This window comes from Winogradskya humida, from assembly GCF_016862215.1.
GTDB classification, from domain to species: domain Bacteria; phylum Actinomycetota; class Actinomycetes; order Mycobacteriales; family Micromonosporaceae; genus Actinoplanes; species Actinoplanes humidus.
Genome location: NZ_BOMN01000117.1, coordinates 45,027 through 63,993, shown reverse-complemented (window position 1 = coordinate 63,993; position 18,967 = coordinate 45,027). Strand labels below are relative to the sequence as shown.

Annotated in this window: 19 protein-coding genes and 1 riboswitch; of the genes, 9 read left to right on the top strand and 10 right to left on the bottom strand. The window is 69.7% G+C overall.

What is annotated here, in order from left to right:
* Positions 1–11: 11 nt before the first annotated feature.
* The gene (locus Ahu01nite_RS41265) at positions 12–1,484 is read right to left on the bottom strand and encodes an aKG-HExxH-type peptide beta-hydroxylase (protein WP_203842206.1); all 1,473 of its coding nucleotides are present in this window, start codon (positions 1,482–1,484) and stop codon (positions 12–14) included.
* A 4-nt stretch (positions 1,485–1,488) separates the two neighbouring features.
* Complete coding sequence (gene fxsA / locus Ahu01nite_RS41260; RefSeq protein WP_239159547.1) at positions 1,489–1,728, bottom strand: FxSxx-COOH cyclophane-containing RiPP peptide; 240 nt, start codon at positions 1,726–1,728, stop codon at positions 1,489–1,491.
* A 279-nt stretch (positions 1,729–2,007) separates the two neighbouring features.
* Between fxsA and Ahu01nite_RS41255 the strand changes: the two genes are divergently transcribed.
* Both Ahu01nite_RS41255 and Ahu01nite_RS41250 read left to right on the top strand, forming a co-directional pair.
* Positions 2,008–2,172: a hypothetical protein gene (locus Ahu01nite_RS41255; RefSeq protein WP_203842205.1), complete on the top strand. Its 165-nt coding sequence runs from the start codon at positions 2,008–2,010 to the stop codon at positions 2,170–2,172.
* Positions 2,162–2,557, top strand: a complete 396-nt coding sequence (locus tag Ahu01nite_RS41250) for a hypothetical protein (protein WP_239159546.1) — start codon at positions 2,162–2,164, stop codon at positions 2,555–2,557. The genes Ahu01nite_RS41255 and Ahu01nite_RS41250 overlap by 11 nt, the downstream gene beginning before the upstream one ends.
* Before the next feature lie 44 nt (positions 2,558–2,601).
* On the opposite strand, the gene Ahu01nite_RS41245 is transcribed toward Ahu01nite_RS41250, so the two are convergent.
* Complete coding sequence (locus Ahu01nite_RS41245) at positions 2,602–2,886, bottom strand: DUF427 domain-containing protein (protein ID WP_203842204.1); 285 nt, start codon at positions 2,884–2,886, stop codon at positions 2,602–2,604.
* A gap of 158 nt (positions 2,887–3,044) precedes the next feature.
* On the opposite strand from Ahu01nite_RS41245, the gene Ahu01nite_RS41240 reads away from it, so the two are divergent.
* The 3 genes from Ahu01nite_RS41240 to Ahu01nite_RS41230 are packed head-to-tail and all read left to right on the top strand — an operon-like array spanning position 3,045 to position 6,291.
* Positions 3,045–3,638 carry a hypothetical protein gene (locus Ahu01nite_RS41240; protein ID WP_203842203.1) on the top strand — a complete coding sequence of 198 codons (594 nt, stop codon included), beginning with the start codon at positions 3,045–3,047 and terminating at the stop codon, positions 3,636–3,638.
* Positions 3,639–3,676: 38 nt separating this feature from the next.
* Complete coding sequence (locus Ahu01nite_RS41235; RefSeq protein ID WP_203842202.1) at positions 3,677–4,729, top strand: hypothetical protein; 1,053 nt, start codon at positions 3,677–3,679, stop codon at positions 4,727–4,729.
* A complete protein-coding gene (locus tag Ahu01nite_RS41230; RefSeq protein WP_239159545.1) occupies positions 4,726–6,291 on the top strand; it encodes a hypothetical protein in 1,566 nt (521 codons plus the stop codon). The genes Ahu01nite_RS41235 and Ahu01nite_RS41230 overlap by 4 nt, the downstream gene beginning before the upstream one ends.
* Here the strand turns inward: Ahu01nite_RS41230 and Ahu01nite_RS41225 are convergent.
* The 3 genes from Ahu01nite_RS41225 to Ahu01nite_RS41215 all read right to left on the bottom strand — a co-directional run bounded on the left by Ahu01nite_RS41225 (position 6,271) and on the right by Ahu01nite_RS41215 (position 10,782).
* Complete coding sequence (locus Ahu01nite_RS41225) at positions 6,271–8,064, bottom strand: SpoIIE family protein phosphatase (RefSeq protein WP_203842201.1); 1,794 nt, start codon at positions 8,062–8,064, stop codon at positions 6,271–6,273. The two genes, Ahu01nite_RS41230 and Ahu01nite_RS41225, sit on opposite strands and share 21 nt — an antisense overlap.
* 795 nt (positions 8,065–8,859) lie before the next feature.
* Positions 8,860–9,525 carry an SRPBCC family protein gene (locus Ahu01nite_RS41220; protein WP_203842200.1) on the bottom strand — a complete coding sequence of 222 codons (666 nt, stop codon included), beginning with the start codon at positions 9,523–9,525 and terminating at the stop codon, positions 8,860–8,862.
* Positions 9,526–9,552: 27 nt separating this feature from the next.
* Positions 9,553–10,782 (bottom strand): bifunctional DNA primase/polymerase, encoded by a 1,230-nt coding sequence (locus Ahu01nite_RS41215; RefSeq protein WP_239159544.1) that lies wholly within the window; start codon positions 10,780–10,782, stop codon positions 9,553–9,555.
* Between the two features lie 169 nt (positions 10,783–10,951).
* On the opposite strand from Ahu01nite_RS41215, the gene Ahu01nite_RS41210 reads away from it, so the two are divergent.
* Positions 10,952–12,007 (top strand): hypothetical protein, encoded by a 1,056-nt coding sequence (locus Ahu01nite_RS41210; RefSeq protein ID WP_203842199.1) that lies wholly within the window; start codon positions 10,952–10,954, stop codon positions 12,005–12,007.
* A gap of 1 nt (position 12,008) precedes the next feature.
* On the opposite strand, the gene Ahu01nite_RS41205 is transcribed toward Ahu01nite_RS41210, so the two are convergent.
* Positions 12,009–13,037, bottom strand: a complete 1,029-nt coding sequence (locus Ahu01nite_RS41205; RefSeq protein WP_203842198.1) for a beta family protein — start codon at positions 13,035–13,037, stop codon at positions 12,009–12,011.
* A gap of 114 nt (positions 13,038–13,151) precedes the next feature.
* Between Ahu01nite_RS41205 and Ahu01nite_RS41200 the strand changes: the two genes are divergently transcribed.
* Entirely contained in the window at positions 13,152–14,453 is a 1,302-nt protein-coding gene (locus Ahu01nite_RS41200; RefSeq protein WP_203842234.1) for an AAA family ATPase, read from the top strand.
* On the opposite strand, the gene Ahu01nite_RS41195 is transcribed toward Ahu01nite_RS41200, so the two are convergent.
* The 3 genes from Ahu01nite_RS41195 to Ahu01nite_RS41185 form a co-directional block, all read right to left on the bottom strand.
* Positions 14,445–14,894, bottom strand: a complete 450-nt coding sequence (locus Ahu01nite_RS41195; RefSeq protein WP_203842197.1) for a winged helix DNA-binding protein — start codon at positions 14,892–14,894, stop codon at positions 14,445–14,447. The genes Ahu01nite_RS41200 and Ahu01nite_RS41195 overlap by 9 nt on opposite strands.
* Positions 14,895–15,079: 185 nt before the next feature.
* Positions 15,080–15,703, bottom strand: coding sequence for a 5,6-dimethylbenzimidazole synthase (bluB, locus tag Ahu01nite_RS41190; RefSeq protein ID WP_203842196.1), 624 nt, complete (start codon positions 15,701–15,703; stop codon positions 15,080–15,082).
* A 42-nt stretch (positions 15,704–15,745) separates the two neighbouring features.
* A riboswitch (cobalamin riboswitch) is annotated at positions 15,746–15,940 on the bottom strand.
* A gap of 13 nt (positions 15,941–15,953) precedes the next feature.
* Positions 15,954–17,138, bottom strand: coding sequence for a hypothetical protein (locus Ahu01nite_RS41185; protein WP_203842195.1), 1,185 nt, complete (start codon positions 17,136–17,138; stop codon positions 15,954–15,956).
* Between the two features lie 354 nt (positions 17,139–17,492).
* On the opposite strand from Ahu01nite_RS41185, the gene Ahu01nite_RS41180 reads away from it, so the two are divergent.
* Both Ahu01nite_RS41180 and Ahu01nite_RS41175 read left to right on the top strand, forming a co-directional pair.
* A complete protein-coding gene (locus tag Ahu01nite_RS41180; RefSeq protein WP_203842194.1) occupies positions 17,493–18,161 on the top strand; it encodes a hypothetical protein in 669 nt (222 codons plus the stop codon).
* 81 nt (positions 18,162–18,242) lie between these two features.
* On the top strand, positions 18,243–18,956 hold the full coding sequence (locus tag Ahu01nite_RS41175; protein WP_203842193.1) for a GntR family transcriptional regulator: 714 nt from the start codon (positions 18,243–18,245) through the stop codon (positions 18,954–18,956).
* Positions 18,957–18,967: the final 11 nt, after the last annotated feature.

Below are 18,967 nucleotides of genomic sequence, written 5' to 3'. Positions count from 1 at the left end.
GGTGCCGGACCTTAGGAAAGCCACCCCAGGATCGCGAGCCTGTCGGGCTCGTCACTGAGGACCGCCGCGAGCTCCGGGGCCACATCAAAACCCCCGGCCAGGATCAACCCCACCCCATCATCCGTGTACGCCCGGAGCGCAGCAGCCACGTCCCCCCGCACGTACGCGACATCGCCGTCCGACCCGGTCAGGGGCTCGCCCCTCGGCCCGGTCAGCGGGTCGCCGCGGAGGAACCGGTGGGTCAGGTCGAGGCGGGCGCTCGCCTCCAGGGCCCGTTTCGGTGCCGGTCGCAGCTCGGACGTGACGTCCGGCCTCGCCTCTCCCGCGCGCCATGCCCGCCGCAGTTCCCGCGCGCCGGCCGGGTCGACGTGGCGGTTGCGCAGCCGCCAGCGCAGGTAGTGGTCCCTGTTCGCGCTCTCGGCCAGCCGCAGCACCCCGGGATCCACCGGTTCGTCGAGCCAGGGGCGCACCTCGGCGCTCATCGCCTCGATGAACCGCGCGCCGGCCGGGGTCAGGTCCCGCAGCTTGCCCGCCGCGTCGCTGACCGCTGCCCGCCACCGCGCGAACTCGAACTGGGCCAGCGGATCGGTCTGGGCCAGCGGGTCGGTGCTCTGCGTGCGCCAGAACCGGGTGACGGTGAGATACGCGTACGCACCGTGCAGGATTCCTGAAGCCGGTCGCGGATCGTCACGCCAGGGGGAGTAACCGAGCGTTGCCGGCTTTTCGAGGAGGTCGAAGAGGTACTGGACCGCGTTCAGGATGCTGTGCTGGGTCTCGTGCAGCAGCCCTACGGCGAGCGCGGTGGCGTCGGCCGGTTCGGAGATGGCCACCGCCCCGAAGGCGTCGGCGGAGGTGGCGCTGATGCCGCGGGCTGCGGGGTCGGGCAGCACCGGGACGACGCAGTCCAGCACGGCGGCGAGGACCTCTGCGTCGGCGGGCACGCTGGTCACCAGGAGTCGCCACGCTTCGGTGAAGGTGCGCTGCCAGCGGGCGTGTTGCGCGGGGTCGAGGGGTGGGGCGGGGCGCAAGCCGAGGTGTGCGCGGAGGGGATCGCTGTCGTCCAGGCGTACGGTGATGGATTGGCCGTTATGGGTTGCTTTGAGGCTTTTATTGGGTTGTTGGCTTTTATCGGGTTGCTGACGAGGAAGGCGAGCCGCTCGTGCGAGGGCGCTCAGGTGTGATATCTCCGGATTTTTGCCTGCTTGGAGTGCGCGGAGGCAGCCGGCTGCCCACACGCCGAACAGCGGGCGGGCGATGAGTTCGCGGACCCGGGTGGGGTTGGCGCGTTCGGCCTCGGCCAGCTCGGTCAGCGGTCCCGGGCCGACCACCGCGGCGATCTCGTGCAGCAGTAGAAGATTGCGGCTGAGCTGGGATTTCTTCAGCTCGACAACCGTGGCGCGGTCCGGCCGGCCCGCACCCAGCGACGCCAGGGCCGCATCACTGAGCCGGTGCGGACGGGCGTCGGCGAGCGCGGCGGTGCTCATGGGCTCAGAGGGCCGAGTTGAAGCCGGCGATCGGCTCGCCCGGGTTCGCCAGGTCGTCGGCAAGCCGGCGCAGGCAGTGCGCCAGGGCGTTACCGTTTATGGCGCCGTCGGTGTCATCGGCTGCGTCACCACCGGGTGCGGAGGTAACCTTCGAGGTCAGGTCGCCGATCGACAGCCCGGAGACGTCGATCATCGCGGAGCGCCATTCCGGCGTCGCACCCGTGGTGTTCACGGCCCCGTCCACGCCCGCCTACTTTCATCGGTGTCCTCGTCGCTCGCAGGCACTGTCGCACTGCGCTACTTCTCGCACTGCCCTACTTCTCGCACAGTCCTATTTGCCTGCCAGCAACGATCAATGTATTGCCGCCACATTACGACGGTCGCCGGGTCGGGTGATGTCCGGGCGTGTCCCAGGGTGGGGTCGCCGTCGCCGTCGCGCCGTGATCTCATAGGACGCCAATACCGAAAAGTCGGCAACGGAGGACAAACTGTGCTGGGCCGAGACGGGAAGACCGGAGAGCAGGTGCGCCATTCCCCCGAGGTTGAGGGAGAGGAGCCTGCCGACGACCCCACCGCCACCCCGGTGATGCCCGCGCCGCCGTTCCCCGCGTTCCAGAGCGTGCCGACGCTGCCGCAGCAGGCGCCGGGTGTGGGGTTCGAGAGCGGGCGCGACAGCCGTGCCCGCTGAGGACCCCCGGCCGCGGCTGCCCCGGCGCGGGCCGGCCCCGGCCGTCGACCAGATGGACAACGCCGAGCTGGCGCGCATGATCGAGGCGGAGCACCCCTATCGGGGCAAGGCTTTGTTCGAGCTCTCCGACCGGATCGCCCACGACGACGACGCGGCGACCAAGGTGGCCATGCTCAGCCGGCTGACGTCGCTGCGCCACGCCCGGCTCTTCGACCGGGTCTCACTGGCCTGGTCGGCGATCATCGCACTGCTGGCGGCGGAGACACCGCACGCGCGCTCCTGCGCCTACGAGGCGTTCGGTGCGCTGGACGACGCGGAGCGCAAGGACATGCTCGACTATCTCGAGGTGGACGCCATCGAGGAAGCACACCCGCGCATCGGCTAGCCGGCGCGGGCTTTGAAGGACCCGCGCCGGGCTCTGTCGGTGGATCAGGCTTCTACTTTGACGTCTTTCCAGAAGGCGACCCGGTCGATGACGGCCTTCGCGTCCGGCTTCGGCTCGGGGTAGTACCAGACGGCGTCCTCGCTGACGTGTCCGTTGGCTTCGAGGGTGTAGTAGGAGGCCTTGCCCTTCCACACGCAGACGGAATGCGTCTCCGACGGGCGCAGCACGTCCTCGCGCAGGGACGACCGAGGGAAGTAGATATTCCCCTCGATAACCACGGTGTCGTCGCTCTCGGCGATGATCTCGTCGTTCCAGATGGCCTTCGGCATACCCCGAACGTAGCGCGCCCGGCAGCGTCAGTCCGATATGCGGGGGTTTTTCGCCTCCCGTGGGTGAAACGTGGTGCGTCATCCCGCCATTGCCACGTCGTTGTAAGAGGATCTAAGGTCGATCCGCCCCACGAGCCCCCCATTGGAAGCCGCTGCCGATGAGTACTCTTCGTACCCTGCCGGGAACCCGCGAGCAGGCCCACCACGCTCTTGTCCTGCTCGGTGCCCCGGCCACGACCCGGCTCGTCGTGGAGGTCCACCGCGCGCTGTTCGACGGCGATCTCGCGGTTGCCGATCTCGCCGCCGAGCTTCGGGACGAGGAGCGTAACTACGATCCCGACGTGTGCACCGCGTACCGGATCGTCCCCGCCCTGCACCACGACCTGTCGGCTGCCCGCGGCCTGATCACGCTCTCCGGCTGGTCGGTGGCCCGCCGGCTGGTGTCGCCCCGGCAGGCGCGCGCCGACGCCCTGGCCGCGGTGGTCCGGATCGCCGAGTTCGTGATCATCCGGGCGAGCGCCAGCGTCGCCGCCATGGGGCTGCTGCGCCGGCTCGCCGAGAACGTCCCGGGCGGTGCCGAGGCGTTCCTCGTGCACGACCCCCGGGCGCTCGCCGACGCCGCCCGCGCCGCGCTGGCCGAGCTCACCCCCTCGCCCGCCCCCGACGCGCTCGTCTCCCGCTGGGAGCTGCTCCCCGAGCGGCAGCGGCTCTTCGGCATCCACAGCCTGCCCCACCAGCGGGGCGGCGCGTGACGGCTGGCTCTTCCACCGCTGGCTCTTCCACTGCGGGCTTGGACCGGCTTCGTGGGGATTCTCCCGCCAAACGGCACAACGCCAGGACGATCGCCGCGCTGACCGGGAACCCCGGCTGCTCGCGGCGGGCCGTGCTCGACGCAGCCGGGGTGGACAAGCCCCGGCTGGCTCAGCACATCGGGTTCCCGATGGGGTTCGGGCAGTCACGCTTCGCGCTGGCCCGCGGTAACGGGTTCGAGGCGATGCTCAAGGCCGACAACTGTGCGCTGTTGCTGTCGGTGCTACGTGACGTGCTCGGCCTGGACACGCCTTCGGTCAGTTACGACGACCTCGGTGACGATGACGATGCGACGCTGGGTGCGCGCCATGGGCGTACCCGTAAATTGCTCGCGGCCGCCGCCAATGCCGCCCTGGTCGACCACCCACTGCTGACCCTCGACGTCGCCGGGCGGCAGGTCTTCCTGGAACCGGACCTGATCGCGTTCCAGGTCGAGGGCAAACTCCACGTCGTGGAGATCAAGTCCTTCGCGATCGTCGACGGCCAGGCCGACAGCGCCAAGGTCTCGGCGGCGGCCGTGCAGGCGGCGGTCTACGTGCTGGCGCTGCGCCGGCTGCTCGCCGAGCTCGGCCACGACCCGGCCCTGGTCAGCCATGACGTCGTGCTGGTCTGCCCGAAGGACTTCTCGCTCACGCCCGCGGCCGAGGTGATCGACGTCCGCAAGCAGCTCGCCACGCTGACCCGCCAGCTCACCCGGCTCGCGTCCGTCTCCGACCTGGCCGCCGCGCTGCCGCCGGGGGTCAGCTTCGACATGGCGATGCCGCCCGCCGACCTCGTCGCGTCGCTGCACGCCGTCGAGGCCCGCTACGCGCCGGAATGCCTCTCGACCTGCGAGCTCGCGGTCTTCTGCCGGCACGAGTCGGCCGGGCACACCGCGGCGCTGGGCCGGCCGGTCCGCGACGCGCTCGGCGGCGTCGAAACCATCAACGAGGTTCTCGAGCTGGCAGCCGGCACCCGCACACCCACCGAGGAACAGGTCGAGGCCGCGGCGTTGCTCCAGGCAGCTGCCCGCCTGCGCGCCGAGATCCTATGAGTACGCTCACCGCGCTCGCCCGCGCCCAAGCGTTCGCCGAGGCCCGCGCCCAGCCTCTGGCCACCGTGCGCCACCTGCACCTGCACGAGCGCCCGCTGATCCTCATCCCGTACGCCATGGCCGGCGAGGCGAACGCGCCGCTCGCCGCGATGGTCGGCACCGACCGCGACAACCCCCGGCTGCTCGTCGTCGCCCAGCCCCGCAACCGTGACGATCGGTTCGCGTTCGCCGCCGAGCTCGCCGCGATCCTGATCGGCTACGTCGACTCGTTCGCCGGCCAGACCGAGGCCGTCGCGGTCGACCGGGGGCGCGACGTGCGATACCGGTTCACGGACGCGCCGCAGCTCTGGGTGCCGAACCCGGGCGGCGTCGACTTCCTGAAACTCTTCGGGCGCTCGACGCGGTTCCGCAGCACCGAAGGCGAGTACGCCGTCCCGGCCTCGGTGCCGCTGCTCGGGCGGTGGCTCACGTTCTTCGCCGCGTCGGCGGAGATGGCGGGGTCGTCGTTGCTGCTCAACGGCGTACAGGCGCTGTCGTCACACTGGGCGACCGGGCAGAGCGGTGCCGAGGACGCCCAGCTCGCGGCCCTGATGGGGTGGCTCGACCCACCGCCGGGGATGACTGTTTTCGAGGCCGCGGCCGCGGCGGAGGATCCGTCGGTCGCCCCACCCGCCGGCCCGGCCACCGACCCGTCGTTCGACAATCACGTGCTCGCTCCGCTGCTGTCCTCGGCCGCGCCTTCGCTGGTTGCTTTGTCGGATGTGCTTCGCGGCCAGCTCCTGCCGACCTGGAACCTGATGTGGCGGGCGCTCGATCTGCTGCGGACACTCCCGGTAGCCGCTCGGGTCGCAGGGCGGTGGGACAGCGACCGCGATGCCTACTCGGCCTTCGTGCAGCACCTCGAGGAGGGCGGTCCGCCGCAACCTCGGCGGGACGGCGCGGTCGCTGCCGCGGCCCGGCTTTCGCGCCTCGAGAACGCAGCCACCAGGTACGCCGTCCAGCGCGCGTTCGACGATCCCCTCGTCATGGCCGAATACCGGCTGTCGGGAGCGGCGTTCGCGGGCGAGGTCACGCTGGCCAAGGCCGACCGGATCGACGACACGGGAAAACGGCCGGTGCTACGCCCCCGGATCATGGTCGTCACCTCGGAACCGGTTGGGGTCGCCGCCGGTGCCGTCCTGACCTCCCCGTCCCGGCCCAGCCAGAAAGCCAAGGTCATCTCGGTCACGCGGCTTGACGCCTCCGCGGCCTCGAAGTCGGAGGTGCTGCTGGAGCTGTCCGGCGGGATGGGCCGGAAGATGGTCGCCGAGCCCGGCAGCGTGCCCGAGGTGGGGGAGCGGCTGCTGCTGACCACCTTGAACGAGGCTTACCGGCCGGGGGGCGCTTTCCCCGAACCCGACCAGACCCCGTGGACGCACGGCGGCCCGCCCGTCCCCTTCTCGGTTTCCGATTTGCCGGACGCTTCCTTGCCGGACCCTTCCACGCCGGACCCTTCCACGCCGGACCCTTCCACGCCGGACCCTTCCACGCCGGACCCTTCTTTACAGGACTCGGATCAGTAGGAGGGCGGTGTCGTCGGCGCGGCGGGCGGCTGCTCCGATCAGCAGGTTGCAGAGCTCCTCGCCGGGCAGGTCAGCGTTGTCCCGCAGGCACTGCTCGATACGCTCGATGCCGTCGTCGAGAATCCTCGCGGGATCCTCGATCAGCCCATCGGTGTAGAGCACCAGCGTCGAACCGGCCGGGACCGTGCGCCGGTGCGTGCTGCGACTGTCCAGCGGCGCGAGCCCGAGCAGCGGCTCCGGCTTCTCCCACCACACGTCGACGGTGCCGTCCGGGCGCAGGAGCAGCGGTGGCGGATGGCCCGCGTTCGCGAACTCCACCTCGTAGCCCCTGACCCGGGCCAGAATCGCGGTGGCCGCCGTGCGGACGTTCAGACCCCGCATCGCCCGGTCGAGCTGGGACATCAGATGACCGGGGCTGTCCTCCCGGCCGTACGCGTCACCGCGCACCAGGTTACGGAGCTGCCCCATCCCGGCCGCCGCCTCGATGTCATGCCCGGAGACATCGCCGACGGCGAGCATCACGGTCCCATCGGGCTGGGCGAATGCGTCGTACCAGTCGCCACCGACTGCGGCACCGTCCTGCGCCGGCAGGTAACGGGCATGCAGCTCCATCCCCGGGATCGTCGGCAGCTCGGTCAGCAGACTGTGCTGCAACACCTCGGCCACATGCCGCTGCTGCCGGTAGAGCCGGTTGTTGTCGATCGAAAGCCCGGCCCGCCGCGCGATGTCGAGCGCCGTCCGCTCCTCGGCCTCGGTGAACCCCGGCCGCCCCGGCCCGTTCACGAACGTGATGGACCCGAGCATCTCGCCACTGACCGGAGCGGTCACGGGAACAACGACGAAGGACGCATACCCGAGCCGCTCGGCGATCGTGGCCATCGCCGGATCGCTTGCACGGGAAAGCAGGTCCTCGGGGGTCTCGGCACTGCGCCGGATGGATTTCCCGGACCGCTGCACAGTGAGCACCGCTGACCCCGGCAGGAGCTGGGACATCATGAGCCCGGCGAACCGATCGACGTCAGCCTGCGCTGCCGCGTCGCGATGCGCCCCGGCCACATGCCGGACCCCACCGTCGGGACTCACCAGAGCGACCAGGCACCAATCGGCAAGCCGGGGCACAACCCCCTCAGCGAGCTGCCGCATCCCCTCATCGATGTCCAGCGTCCGAGCAAAAGCCTCGGTCAGCTCGGCCTGCATCGCCAACTGAGCATGAGCGGTCTCGGCATGCCGCCGCGCCTCGTCGGCCACCTCCCGGGCGATCCGCAACCGCAACTCGGAAGCGCAGGCCTCGGCAAGGTCGGTCAGGATCGACAACTCGTCCTTCGTCCAGGCCCGAGGCTTGGTATCAATGGCACACAACGACCCGAGCGTGCGACCCTCGGCATCGTTCAGAGGAATCCCCGCATACGCCACAACCCCGAGATCCGGGATCGCCAGGTTGTCCCGAACCTGCGCATAGATCCGAGCATCCGGGAAAACCTTCGCCACGCCCTCGGTCACCACATGCTGGCAGAAAGAATGGCTGAGTGGAGTCTCCCGCTTCCCCGCCCAAGGCTCCGGCAACCCGACCTGCCCCGGAAAGAACTGGCGAAGGTCGTCCACCAGCGACACCAGAGCAACCGGCACCCCCAGCATCCGCTGCACCAAAGACGCGAACCGGTCAAAGGCGGCGTCAGGCTCGGGCCCCGCAGAAACCTGCCGAAGCGACCGAAGCCTCGCAGGGTCAGAAAGCCCCCCAACCTCCCGCACCCCACCGTCGCCGACCTCGGCCATGCTCCCTCCCCAAGTCGCCCCCCGGCGCCCATCCGATCAACCAGGCTACCCGCCCACCCCATACCCCACGCCCGCCACCATGACACGAATCAGCCACGCAGCCGCAGGTCCCCGCCCTGCCCCCACCGCACCAAGCACCTCGCCAGTCTGTCACCACCCGGCCTCCCTGCCCGCCTGACCTCACTGATCCTCTTCCGCCCGCACACCACCTCACCCCTCTGCGGCCTCACCCTCCACGGCCTCACATTGCGCTGGCTCCACCCCCTGCGGCCTCACCGTTTTAGCGCCTGCTCGACTTCTTCCGGTCCGCACGCCTTCTAACGGGCCGTATGCCGCGGTGACTTCGCCGTTGTGGACCTGCTCACGCTCTGCGGTCTGCTCGACTTCCTCCGGTCCGCACACCTTCAAACGGTCCGCACGCCGCGGCGACATCGCCGTCGAGGGCCGCTCACGCTCTGCGGCCTGCTCGACTTTCTTCCAGGCCGCACGTCTTCTAACGGGCCGCGTGCCGCGGCGGCTCGCCGTCGTGGGCCGCTCACGCTCTGCGGTCTGTTCGACTTGTTCCAGGCCGCACGTCTTACCAAACCGCACGCTTCTAGCGGGCCGCACGCCGCGGCAATTTGCAGGCATCAACCCGCTCACCCCTCTGCGGCCGCACCTTCTGCGGCCGCACCTTGCGCGACGTCCGCCGCGCATTGGCCAGGGCCGGGATTCTCGGTCGCAGGCTGGTCCCGCGTTGGTCCGGGGGTCGGTGGTGGGCGGTGTTTTGAGTGGTGGGCAGTGATTCGATGTTGGTCAGGGGGCGGGGGTGTCCGCGGTGGTGAGCTGGGCGTTGCGGGCCAGGGGTGACCAGCGTTCGGCCCAGCGTTTGCGGGTCAGTTCGAAGGCGGCGTCGTCCAGGCCGTAGGTGGAGATCGTTACCTCCATTCGCCCGGCGCCCCGGCTGGTGCGTGGCTCCCGGCCGCTGATCACCACGAGGTGGCCGTCCGCGTCGGTCAGGGTTGCCAGGCGGCTGCCCTGGGTTGCGGGTTCACCGCCGGCCGTGGCCAGCACCTGGCGCCAGGTGGTCGCGCCGGTCAGGTAGATGGTTCGTCGCGCTCCCTTCGGTCGTTCGATCAGGAGGTATCGCAACTGTTGCAGGAAGGCTCGCCACCCCTCCTCAACCGCGTCGTACCGCTCGGGCTCGGCGGAGGATCCTTCTCGCACTGCCCGCACCAGAGTGTTGTCGTCGTCGCCGATCACCTCCAGATAGGAACCGTCGGCCCATCCCATGCGTTCGGGGGCCCGGAGCGTCGCCTCGTTCACAAAGATGTGCTGGATCTCGGCGTCCAACTCGTCGTAGTCCCACCCGAACCATTGCCGCAGCACGCCAGGCTGCGTAACGGCGTCCCAGACCTCGTCGCGTCCGACGGGCAGGCTCATCTCCACGTGGTAAGACTTCGGCGTCTCTCGATCGGTCACGTCCCTATCCTGGCGGTAACGCACGAACTACGCCACGCGATCCTGCGCGCTTTCTGCGTGGTTTTCCCACCTTTCCCGGGAGGCCCCGCGGAGTTGTTGTCCCTGCGGGCCGGGTCGTTCGCGCGGTGGCTGGGCGAGCCGGTCGTCGGCGCGTTCGCGCGGTGGCCGGGCGAGCTGGCTGTCGGTGCGTTCCTGCGGTGGTCGGGTGTGCCGGCCGTCGGCGGTGAGGGGCGCCGCAACGGGAGCCCGATCGGAAAGCGGTGTGCGGCGGCCCGCGCTCAGTCCGGAGCGGATCGTCCGCATGGTCTCCGCCTGTCCCAGGCCCGACCATGCCGCTGCCGCGGTCAGATCTCGCACGACTGTGGCGGCGTCGAGCAGGCCGGCACCGACCAGGCGCCCCAGGGCGAACGCCGCTCGGTTCAGGGTGTCGTTCCTCGTGCCCACCGGTGCTCGGGCGACCCGGTCGGTCTCGGCTGCGACGGCGACCGCCGCGTATCGGTCGGGGTGCGCGATCGTCAGCCGCCCGGTTGACTCGTTGCCGTGGTGGCCGACCCGGTCGAGAGCATCAGGTCGGCCATCCGTGTCGACGCTGTGATTCCGCTTCGGATTGTCGCCGCCCGCATCCGTCCCCCAAGCGGCCGCCTCGGCTGATCCGCCCTGAGCTGGAGACCGGTGGTGGATGAGTGGACTTCGGGATGGAGGCTCGGGGCCTGCGATCAGCTCCTCCAACGCTGCCGGCGCGGTGGGCAGCTCGGCATTCGGGCGCACCACCCAGTGGTAGGTGGCGCCCGACGCGTGGCGGGATGGTGGGGCCACCACGTAGCCCCCGATGCCGCGCCAGTCGACTCCGGGGAGAAGGCGGACGCGGTTACCGTGCCCAAGGGGTGGGAACCAGAAGTGCCAGCCGCCGCCGCCCGTGCGGACCTGGGGCCCCGGTGGCATCGCGCCGCCGAGGAGGTGGCGCAGGCCGTGCCAGCCGAGCGGGGAGTCGACGTCGGCGACGTCCATCGCGAATCCCGTGCGGAGGCCGACATTCGCATCGGGCCAGCGCAGCCACCACATCTCTATCCGGTGGGGGTCGATGCTGGCGTCGGTCAGGCCGTGCCGCAGGCGGGGATGCTTGCCGGGGCGGTCGCACTCCGGCCGCTCGCAGGAGCAGGTGCTGCCCGGGCCGGGTGTGTGCACCGGCAGGACGGGGATGCCGTGCCGGGCGTAGGCGAGGGCGGCGCTGAGGGCGGGTGCGTAATTGACCTTCATTCGAACAAGTGTACGAGTGTTCGAAGGTTTTCGCGGAAGTTATCCACAGGCTGGCACGACGGTTCGCGTTGTCCACAGGCGGGTCGCGAAGGTTTCTCGATCCCGCTTATGCTGCCCTCTCATCAGCCGCTCCAGCCGCACCCCGCACCGACCGAGGAGGACAGTCGCCGTGACGAAGAAGCCGCACGACGTTGCCACGCCCCGGGATGGCTCGTTGAGGGAGGGCACCGAGTCCGTCCGGCCGCTCGACGACACGCTGCCGCCGCGGGGCGATGGTGCCGTGGACAATGCGAATGATGCGCAGAACGAGGCAGCCGACCCCTGGGCCGGGGCCGGAGTCGCAACGACCGGCGAGCGGTCCGATGTGGGCCACGCCGGTGCCGAGCGCCCCGACCCGGCCCTGGGCAACCCAGCCGATCTGCAGCTCGACGAATCGGTGGCGCCCGCTCCCGCGCGGTCGTTCCCCGGTGCCGGCGTGACGGATTGGCTGACCCCGCGCGTGGATCCGGGCTCGAGCATGCCCGGCGAGTTGACGACAGCTCCGGTCCCCGCGGCTGCGATCAAGCCCGTCCGGATCGGCCGGGGGTCGCGCAAGCTGGGGAAGGGCTGGGTCACGGCCTACTTCGCCGGCGGAATCGTGCTTCTGTTGCTCGGGGTCGCCGCGGTTGTCGTGCTCAGCGTCCGGACCTACGGGCAGGACGTGTCCGAGGACGCCACGGTCACCATCTCCCGCGGCAACAACGGCGCCACGGTGTCGCGGTCGCAGCCTCCCAAGACGCCGTCCGCTTCTCCTGACCCGGCTCGGGCGCGGTTCGGGCCGCAGCGGCTCGCCAACGGGCAGGGCTTCGTGATGACGGGTGAGGACAACTCGAAGTTCGAGATCACCGTCAAGGCGGGGAAGTTCCGCAAGACCGCCTGCGACGCATATTCGCCCAAGCCCGAGCACGGCGGATTCCTGATGGTCCAGCTGAAACTCAAGGTGCTCGAGGGCGAGCCGGACGTCAGCGAGTTCGCTTTCCGGTTCCAGGAGCCCGATGGTTCCTGGCTGCCTTCGGCCTACGGCGGGTCCTGCATACCCCCCGACGAATACAGCGGGTTCTTCCGGCGGCTCTCGGCCGGGCGCACGTACACGTCGTCCATCCTGTTCGACGTGCCGAGCAAGAAGGGAGACATCGTCTTCGTCTACCCGCTCAAGGACGTGGCCGCCTCCTGGAAGATGGGCTGACTCAGGCGAGGCCCCGCAGGACGTGAGCGATGTGGTGGGACGTGCCCCAGGCCACCCAGCTGGCCGAGCTGCCGGCACCCCGTGCACTCCTCGCCTGGCGAGCAATCTGGGCGTCACCCCACGAGAAGTGCGAGCCGGTCGCGGGCCAGTGCGGCGAGTCGACCAGCGTCCGGCACAGGTCGTGGCAGCGGTCGTCGCTCCGGCCGCCGCGGCGGGCCCAGCGATAGATCCACCAGTCCCGGTCCGCCGTGTAACGCAGAGTTGGCAGTTGGCGATGGTGGGCGCCATTTCGGCGTACGGGAGAGGTCACGCCGTAGTCCGAATAGCCGACGCCCGGCTCACAGAGCCGTGCCCACACCTGGGCGTCCAGACGTCCGACCGTGACCGCCTCGTCGGTCGGCAGGTCGTCGAGGTTGGCCGGCATCGCCCCCGCCGCGACCGTGACCGAACGCCATGGCTGATCACGCGCCCACCGCAGCACGTGCCGGGCGCGCTCCTCGAAACGGTCCGCATGCGCGGCGCAGGCCGTCTCGGCGAGGTCGATCACCAGGTCGACATGTTCGGGGTCGAGCCCGGAACCGGTGAGCAGACGGTCGGTTGTGCTGGTGGCCCCGGCCGGGTTGCGGGCGTCCACATGCGGCTGAAGCCGCAGGACAGCACGCTTGAGGTGCATGCGCGCGGCCAGGCCGTGCTCCACCAGGCGGCGAGGACTGTCGTACGCCCGGAGCACCGGCAGCATCGCCACCCCGAGCCCGGCCAGCTCCTCGGCGAGGTCGAGCGGCGGCGACGTGAGCGGGTCGGCGGGGTCCGGGATGGCGCCCAGGTCGACCCCGATCGCCCCGGTCCGGGGTGGCACCTGCTTGATGAGCTGCGGAAGCCGGTCGCCGCTGCCTAGTTCGATGATCGGCATGACCCGGCGCGCGGCGGTCGCGTCGAGGTGGTGCAGGGCGGTGAGCTCGCCCCGGCGGGAACGGAGGATGGGCCGGTAGACACCGTCGTCCGAAGCCTCGGTCGCCGTGAATACGGTCATTCACTCAAAGTAGCCGGGTGCCGCCGATCATGGCTGATCCGTGCGCGTTGTCTCACTCCAGGTGAATCAAAAAATGTCAGAGGACACGGATACGGTGGTCCCGTGACGCAGACGATGGAGAGCCCCGGCGCCGAGGCGACGCGGATCGTCGACGCCGTGCTCGATGATCTGGCGACGTCGGTGCATCGTGGCATCGTGGTCGACTCGCCGCCGGGCGCGGGCAAGAGCACCCTGGTCGTGCGTGCTGCCGGCGTGCTCGCCGCCACCGGCACGCCGCTGATGATCGTGGCGCAGACCAACGAGCAGGTCGACGATCTCATCGAACGGCTCGGCGACAAGCATCCCGGGCTCGGCATCGGCCGGCTCTCCGCGGTGGACTACGCCGCGACCGAGCGGGTCCGCGCGCACCCGTCCTGCCGGGTCGGCGCCAAGGTGCCCGACCTGGGCGGCGCCGTCGTGACGATCGGCACCGCCGCGAAATGGGCGACGGTCACCGACGGCACCTGGCCCTGGGCGATCGTCGACGAGGCCTACCAGATGCGCTCCGACGCCCTGCTCCGCGTGGCACCCCGCTTCGAGCGGGCGTTGTTCGTCGGCGACCCCGGTCAGCTCGACCCGTTCTCCACCGTCGAGGTCGACCGCTGGACCGGCCTGTCCTGGGACCCGATGCAGAGCGCCGTCGCCGTGCTGCTGCGCCACAACCCCGAGCTCCCGGTCCACCGCCTCCCGGTCTCCTGGCGCCTCCCGGCCTCCGCGGCCCCGGTGGTGGCCAAGGCTTTCTACCCTTTCACCGGCTTCCGGTCCGGCACCGGTCCGTCCGACAGATCTCTCTCTTTCAGTACGGTCGCAGCGTCGCCGATCGACGAAGTGCTCGACACCGCTGCGGCCTCGGGCTGGGGCCTGCACGAGCTCCCCGCCCGCTTCACCGTGCGCACCGACGCCGAAGCCGCCGCGGCCTGCGCCCTGATCGCCACCCGGGCCCTCGCCCGCGACGGCGTCTCGCACTCCGAAGCGGGCACCCGCCCCCTGACCGCCGACCGCATCGCCATCGGCGCCGCCCACCGCGACCAGGTCGCCGCCATCCGAGCCTTCCTGCCACCCCAAGCCCAGGACATCACCGTCGACACCGCCAACCGCCTCCAGGGTCGCGAGTACGACCTGACCGTCGTCCTGCACCCCCTGTCCGGTCGCCGCGACGCCACCGCCTTCCACCTCGAATCGGGCCGCCTCTGCGTCCTGACCTCCCGCCACCGCCACGCCTGTGTAGTGGTGGCCCGCGAGGGAATTGCCGACCTCCTCGACGCCCACCCGTCAACGGAGCCGGTCCACCTGGGAGTCCCGGTGAAGTTCCCGGACGGCTGGGAGGCCAACCAGGCAATGCTCGCCCACCTGGCGGCCCTCCCCAGATCAGGGTAGGTCGCTGTCACCGCCCAGGTTGTCGATCATGCGTCGAAGCACGGTCAGCGCCGCGGCGTACTCGGCGGTCGTTATGCCCTGATGGGTCTGCTCATGCACGCGAGCGTTGCGTTCACGCGCGCGCGCCAGCCCCGCTAGACCGTCCTCGGTCAGGGTGAGAGTGGCACCCGTGTCGACCATCCACCCGCGACCCACGAGGTCATCGAACACGTCGTCGAAGCTGATGCCGAGGTCGTCGAAGCGCCGCAACCGTTCGGCAAGCGCCACGCGCCCCCACTCCCCGGGCGCCCCGGACACGTGGTTCAACATCCACCAGTGCGGCTGGGTGAGCTGTTCCTCCGCCAACGCGGCCCTGATCCGCCCGACAATGATGCGATACGCCTCCCCGCTCCAATAGCCGATGGGCTGGCGGGCGAGTTCGGCCTCGGAGTAATCCTTCATGCCGGCACCGTAAAAAGTGAACAACAGTTGAGGTCAACCACGGGGAGCTGAATCCCGATGCTGAAAGCGGCGCCCTTGCACGGTCGCGGTCGTACTGCCTCGGAGAGCCGGTGCCCTGGGCACGGTCGTGGTCGCGCCGCTACCGCGGAGCCGGCGCGGCTGGGAGGCTGCGCCGGCTCATCTGGTCAGCTGGATGTCCAGCGATCCTCGTGGAGGGCTTTGGACAGGGGGCGGCGGGTTCGCCAGCCGTGCCTTTCCAGGTCGGGGGTTTTCTCGAGGTGGGTGACCGGGCCTAGGCAGAGCCAGGCGACCGGGCGGATGCCGGTGGGGATGTCCAGCAACTGGGTGAGGAAGTCTTCGCGGTAGAAGGAGACCCAGCCGATGCCCAGGTTTTCGGCGGTGGCGGCGAGCCAGAGGTTTTGGATGGCCAGGCAGACGGAGTAGAGGCCGGCGTCGGCGATGGCGTGGCGGCCGAGGACTGCGGGGCTTCCTCGGGTGGGGTCGTAGGTTACGGCGAGGGAGAGGGTTGATTCGAGGATGCCGTCGATTTTGATGGTGGCGAAGCGTTTGGCGGTGGGGGCGTCGAGGGTTGATTCGAAGGTTTTTCTTTCCTGCTGGACGTGGGTGTGGAAGGCGGTTTTGATTCCTTTATCTTTGATGAGGATGAAGTCCCAGGGTTGGGTGAGGCCGACGCTGGGGGCGGCGTGGGCGGCCGTGAGGATTTTTTCGAGGGTGGGGGCCGGGATGGGGGCTCCGGTGAACTGGCCTCGGACGTCGCGGCGGCGGTGGATGGTTTCGTAGAGGTCCATGGGCAGGCTCCCGCTGCGCTGAGGGCCCCGGCGTCGGGCCGGGGCGTGCGTCTGCGAGGCCGGTCTTCGGACTTCCGGATCGTCACCTCACCGCCCGCCTTCCCAGCTGGTGAGCCAGTGGCTGCGCGTGTGCGCGTGGGCGGCAGCTTCCCGGTTACCGCGGCGGGCCCGTGCCGGAATTGCACCGGCTTCCCGATTCTCCCCGCTGTGGAGCGGGGCACCTCGCAACAAAGTTGTGCCGTGCCAGACACTAATGCAGCGCGAGCCAGGAGCGGATTTTCGGGGCGCAGGTGGATTGGATCTCGGGCCAGGGGGCGCCCAGGGTCGGCGGGGCCGCTTCCGCCGGGGTGCGGCCTTCGCGGACGACGGTGGCGAAGAAGGACAGGAGTTTTCGGTCGCCGTAGGTGGCGCCGAGGCAGCGGAAGGCCAGGTAGGCCATCGCGTAGAAACCCACGCGGTCGGTGGGGTCCGTTGACCAGTCGAGGTCGAGGCGGCCCTTCCAGCCCGTACGCGTGATGTGGTTGCGGGCTGCCGACGTCAGGCGGTAGGCGGTCATCGGGGTTTGTTCCCAGGCGATGTATTCCGCCATGCCCTCGATCGCCCAGTCGGCGTGGCCGCCCAGGGTGCCGAGCAGGGTGGCGACGTGGCCGAGTTCGTGGCGCAGGAGGCGTTCGTCGGAGGGTTCGGCGGCGTCGACGACGGTGAACGCGGTTTCCTTGCTAGTCCGGTCGACGAAGGCTTCGGCTTCGCGGTCGTCGCCGATGGCTGTTTCCCATTCGCCGGAGGCTGCGAGGTAGATCAGGTATTTGCCGGGCCGGGGGGAGGAGAGCGCGTAACGGTCGGCTGCCTGGGCTGCGCGGTCCGCTGCTGCCAGCCAGGTTGACGGTCGCACCGAGTCGTCCGAGGCGGCGACGATCACGCGGGCGCCTGTGGCGAAGGTGAGTGCCGCTGACTTCCACGGGACCGCGGCAGGCATTGCCGGGGTGGACTGCTGGGCGAACGCGGTCAGGGTCGCGTGGCCCGCGGTGATGCGCCAGGTTGTCGACGCGGTGAGCACGTCGCCGAGGGGAACGTACGAGTCGGGGTCGCGACGGCAGTGTGCGCCCGCAAAACAGACGCGGGCCTGCACCGACGCATGCCACACGGATCCGGTGCCGGACACGCTGGTGGTGCGCGGGATCCAGCTGGACAACTCAAAACCGCGCAGGTTGGCGTACAGACGGATCATTTCCGGCCAGAGTGAGGCGTCCACCTCGCGCAACCAACCGCTGCGGTCGCCGCGCAGCAGGGCAGACCCCTGATTGTCCAGGGCCGTGCGGATTGTTTGTTCAGCATCGCGTACGCGCAGGGCGCTTGCCCGCACGATCAGCACCCCGCCGCACACGAGCGCCGCGAGGGCGAGTGCGACCGGCAAGAGGCGCCGGAACCGTGTCACGCCGGGACCTTATCAACCCGGGCTGTGCCGGCCAGCGGGTCCGCATCAGTCGATCACTGTCCGTTGATGTTTGCAGGTCGGTCACCATCTCGAAATATGGATGCGATTCACTGTCAAATAGAGGACTGATTCGCGAGCCGACGTGCAACTTGCGGGAGCGGTTCGCCCTGCAAGTTGCACGTTTCGCGAGTCACGGACCTGCTGCTCCAACGTCGCGGCAACGGTTTGCCCGTCCTGCCGGTTTTCATTCATGGACGTTTTTGAGATCTCGGTAGAAGACCCTTCCAGTCGATCTCCGATGGTGGAACTCTTCTAGCCAGACGTAGCGCCAGCGACACGGACGGTGGTGGTGGAATGCGTCCCGACGTTCTGGTCGGTCCTAGCGACTGGGTTGTCGAGCAGTTCGGCGACAAGGTCGCCGCCGAGATCTGGACCCGGGTTCCCGAGGCGTTGAGCACGGCGATCGAGCGTGAGGTCAACGCCCATCCTTCGATGACCCAAACCACGGAGCGAGTGCTGGCCAACCCCCGGTGGCCGCTCCCGTACGAGGAGCTCGTGCTCTTCCTGGGCACGCTGCCCGGAGCCGAGATCATCAGCATCCCGCGGTCGGTCTACCAGCTCGTGGTCATCAACGGGCACGTGGTGGTGCCGTGGTGCTACGGCCAGTCCGCCCGCGACTCCATGCGTGACGCCGCGGTGGACCGCTCGTTCGGCCGGCTCGCCCGCGAGTTGCTCCGCCGCTTCGGCCCGCCCTGGCGCCGATCGCAGGTGGAGGCGCCGCTGCCGCTGGACGCGGTCGACGAACGGGAGGTGGCCAAGATCTGTGCCGCGATCGCCGGCATCGATCCGGCCCCGGAGGTGGTGATCGCCGGGTACGCGGGAGCGCCGCACCTCGGTCTGCTCCGCGCCTGCCTCGGCGAGATCAAGTCCACGGACAACGGCGCGCTCAACTGGAGCCATCTGGACGACCTGCCGCTGCCGCCCCCGGTCATCCCCCGGCCCAGGCGACTGCAGTTTCCGTGAGCAGCTTTCGTGGACAGCGAGTAACACGGCGATAACGCGGCGGGAATATCGTCGGGCATGGGTTCTTCCTTGGGAGGGGTCATGCCCAACCCGCGCGTTCGATCCGTGTTGCTGTCCCGGCTGAGTGCCCGGCCGGAGGGCTCCTCGCAGACCGAGATCCTCAACGAGCTGCGCCGCTGCATCCTCGACGGTGAGGTGCCTCCGGGTTCCCCCATCCCCGTGGACGGCGTCGCGGCTTCGTTCGGGGTGAGCCGCATACCCGTACGCGAAGCCCTGATGACGTTGATCGGGGAAGGTCTGGTCGACCATCGCGCGCACACCGGGTATCGGGTGGCCATGATGACGCCGGGCGAGTTCGGCGAGATCTATCTGGTGCGCGAGGCGTTGGAGACCGCGGCGATGCGTGTTGCTGTCGGGCTGGCAGGTGCGCGCGACGACGATGCTGCTCGGGCCGCGCATGCCGCGCTGAGCGAGGCGGTTGTCGCCGGTGACGGTCGCGCGCATCACCGGGAGAGCCGGCGTTTTCATCTGGCGCTGATCCAACCGTGCGCGATGCACCGGCTGCTGCACATGCTGAGCACGGCCTGGAACATGACCGAGCCGCTGCAACCCATGTCGCACCTCGACGCCGCCGAACGGGCGTTGTTGCACGGCGACCATGACGTGATGCTCGCGGCCTTCATCTCGCGTGACGCCGACGCGCTCATCGAGGTGTGCGGTGCGCACCATCGGCGGCTGCAGTCCTACATCTCCCGTCTGCCCCAGGACACCGGTCTGTTCCACCAATCCTCATAGATATATATCTC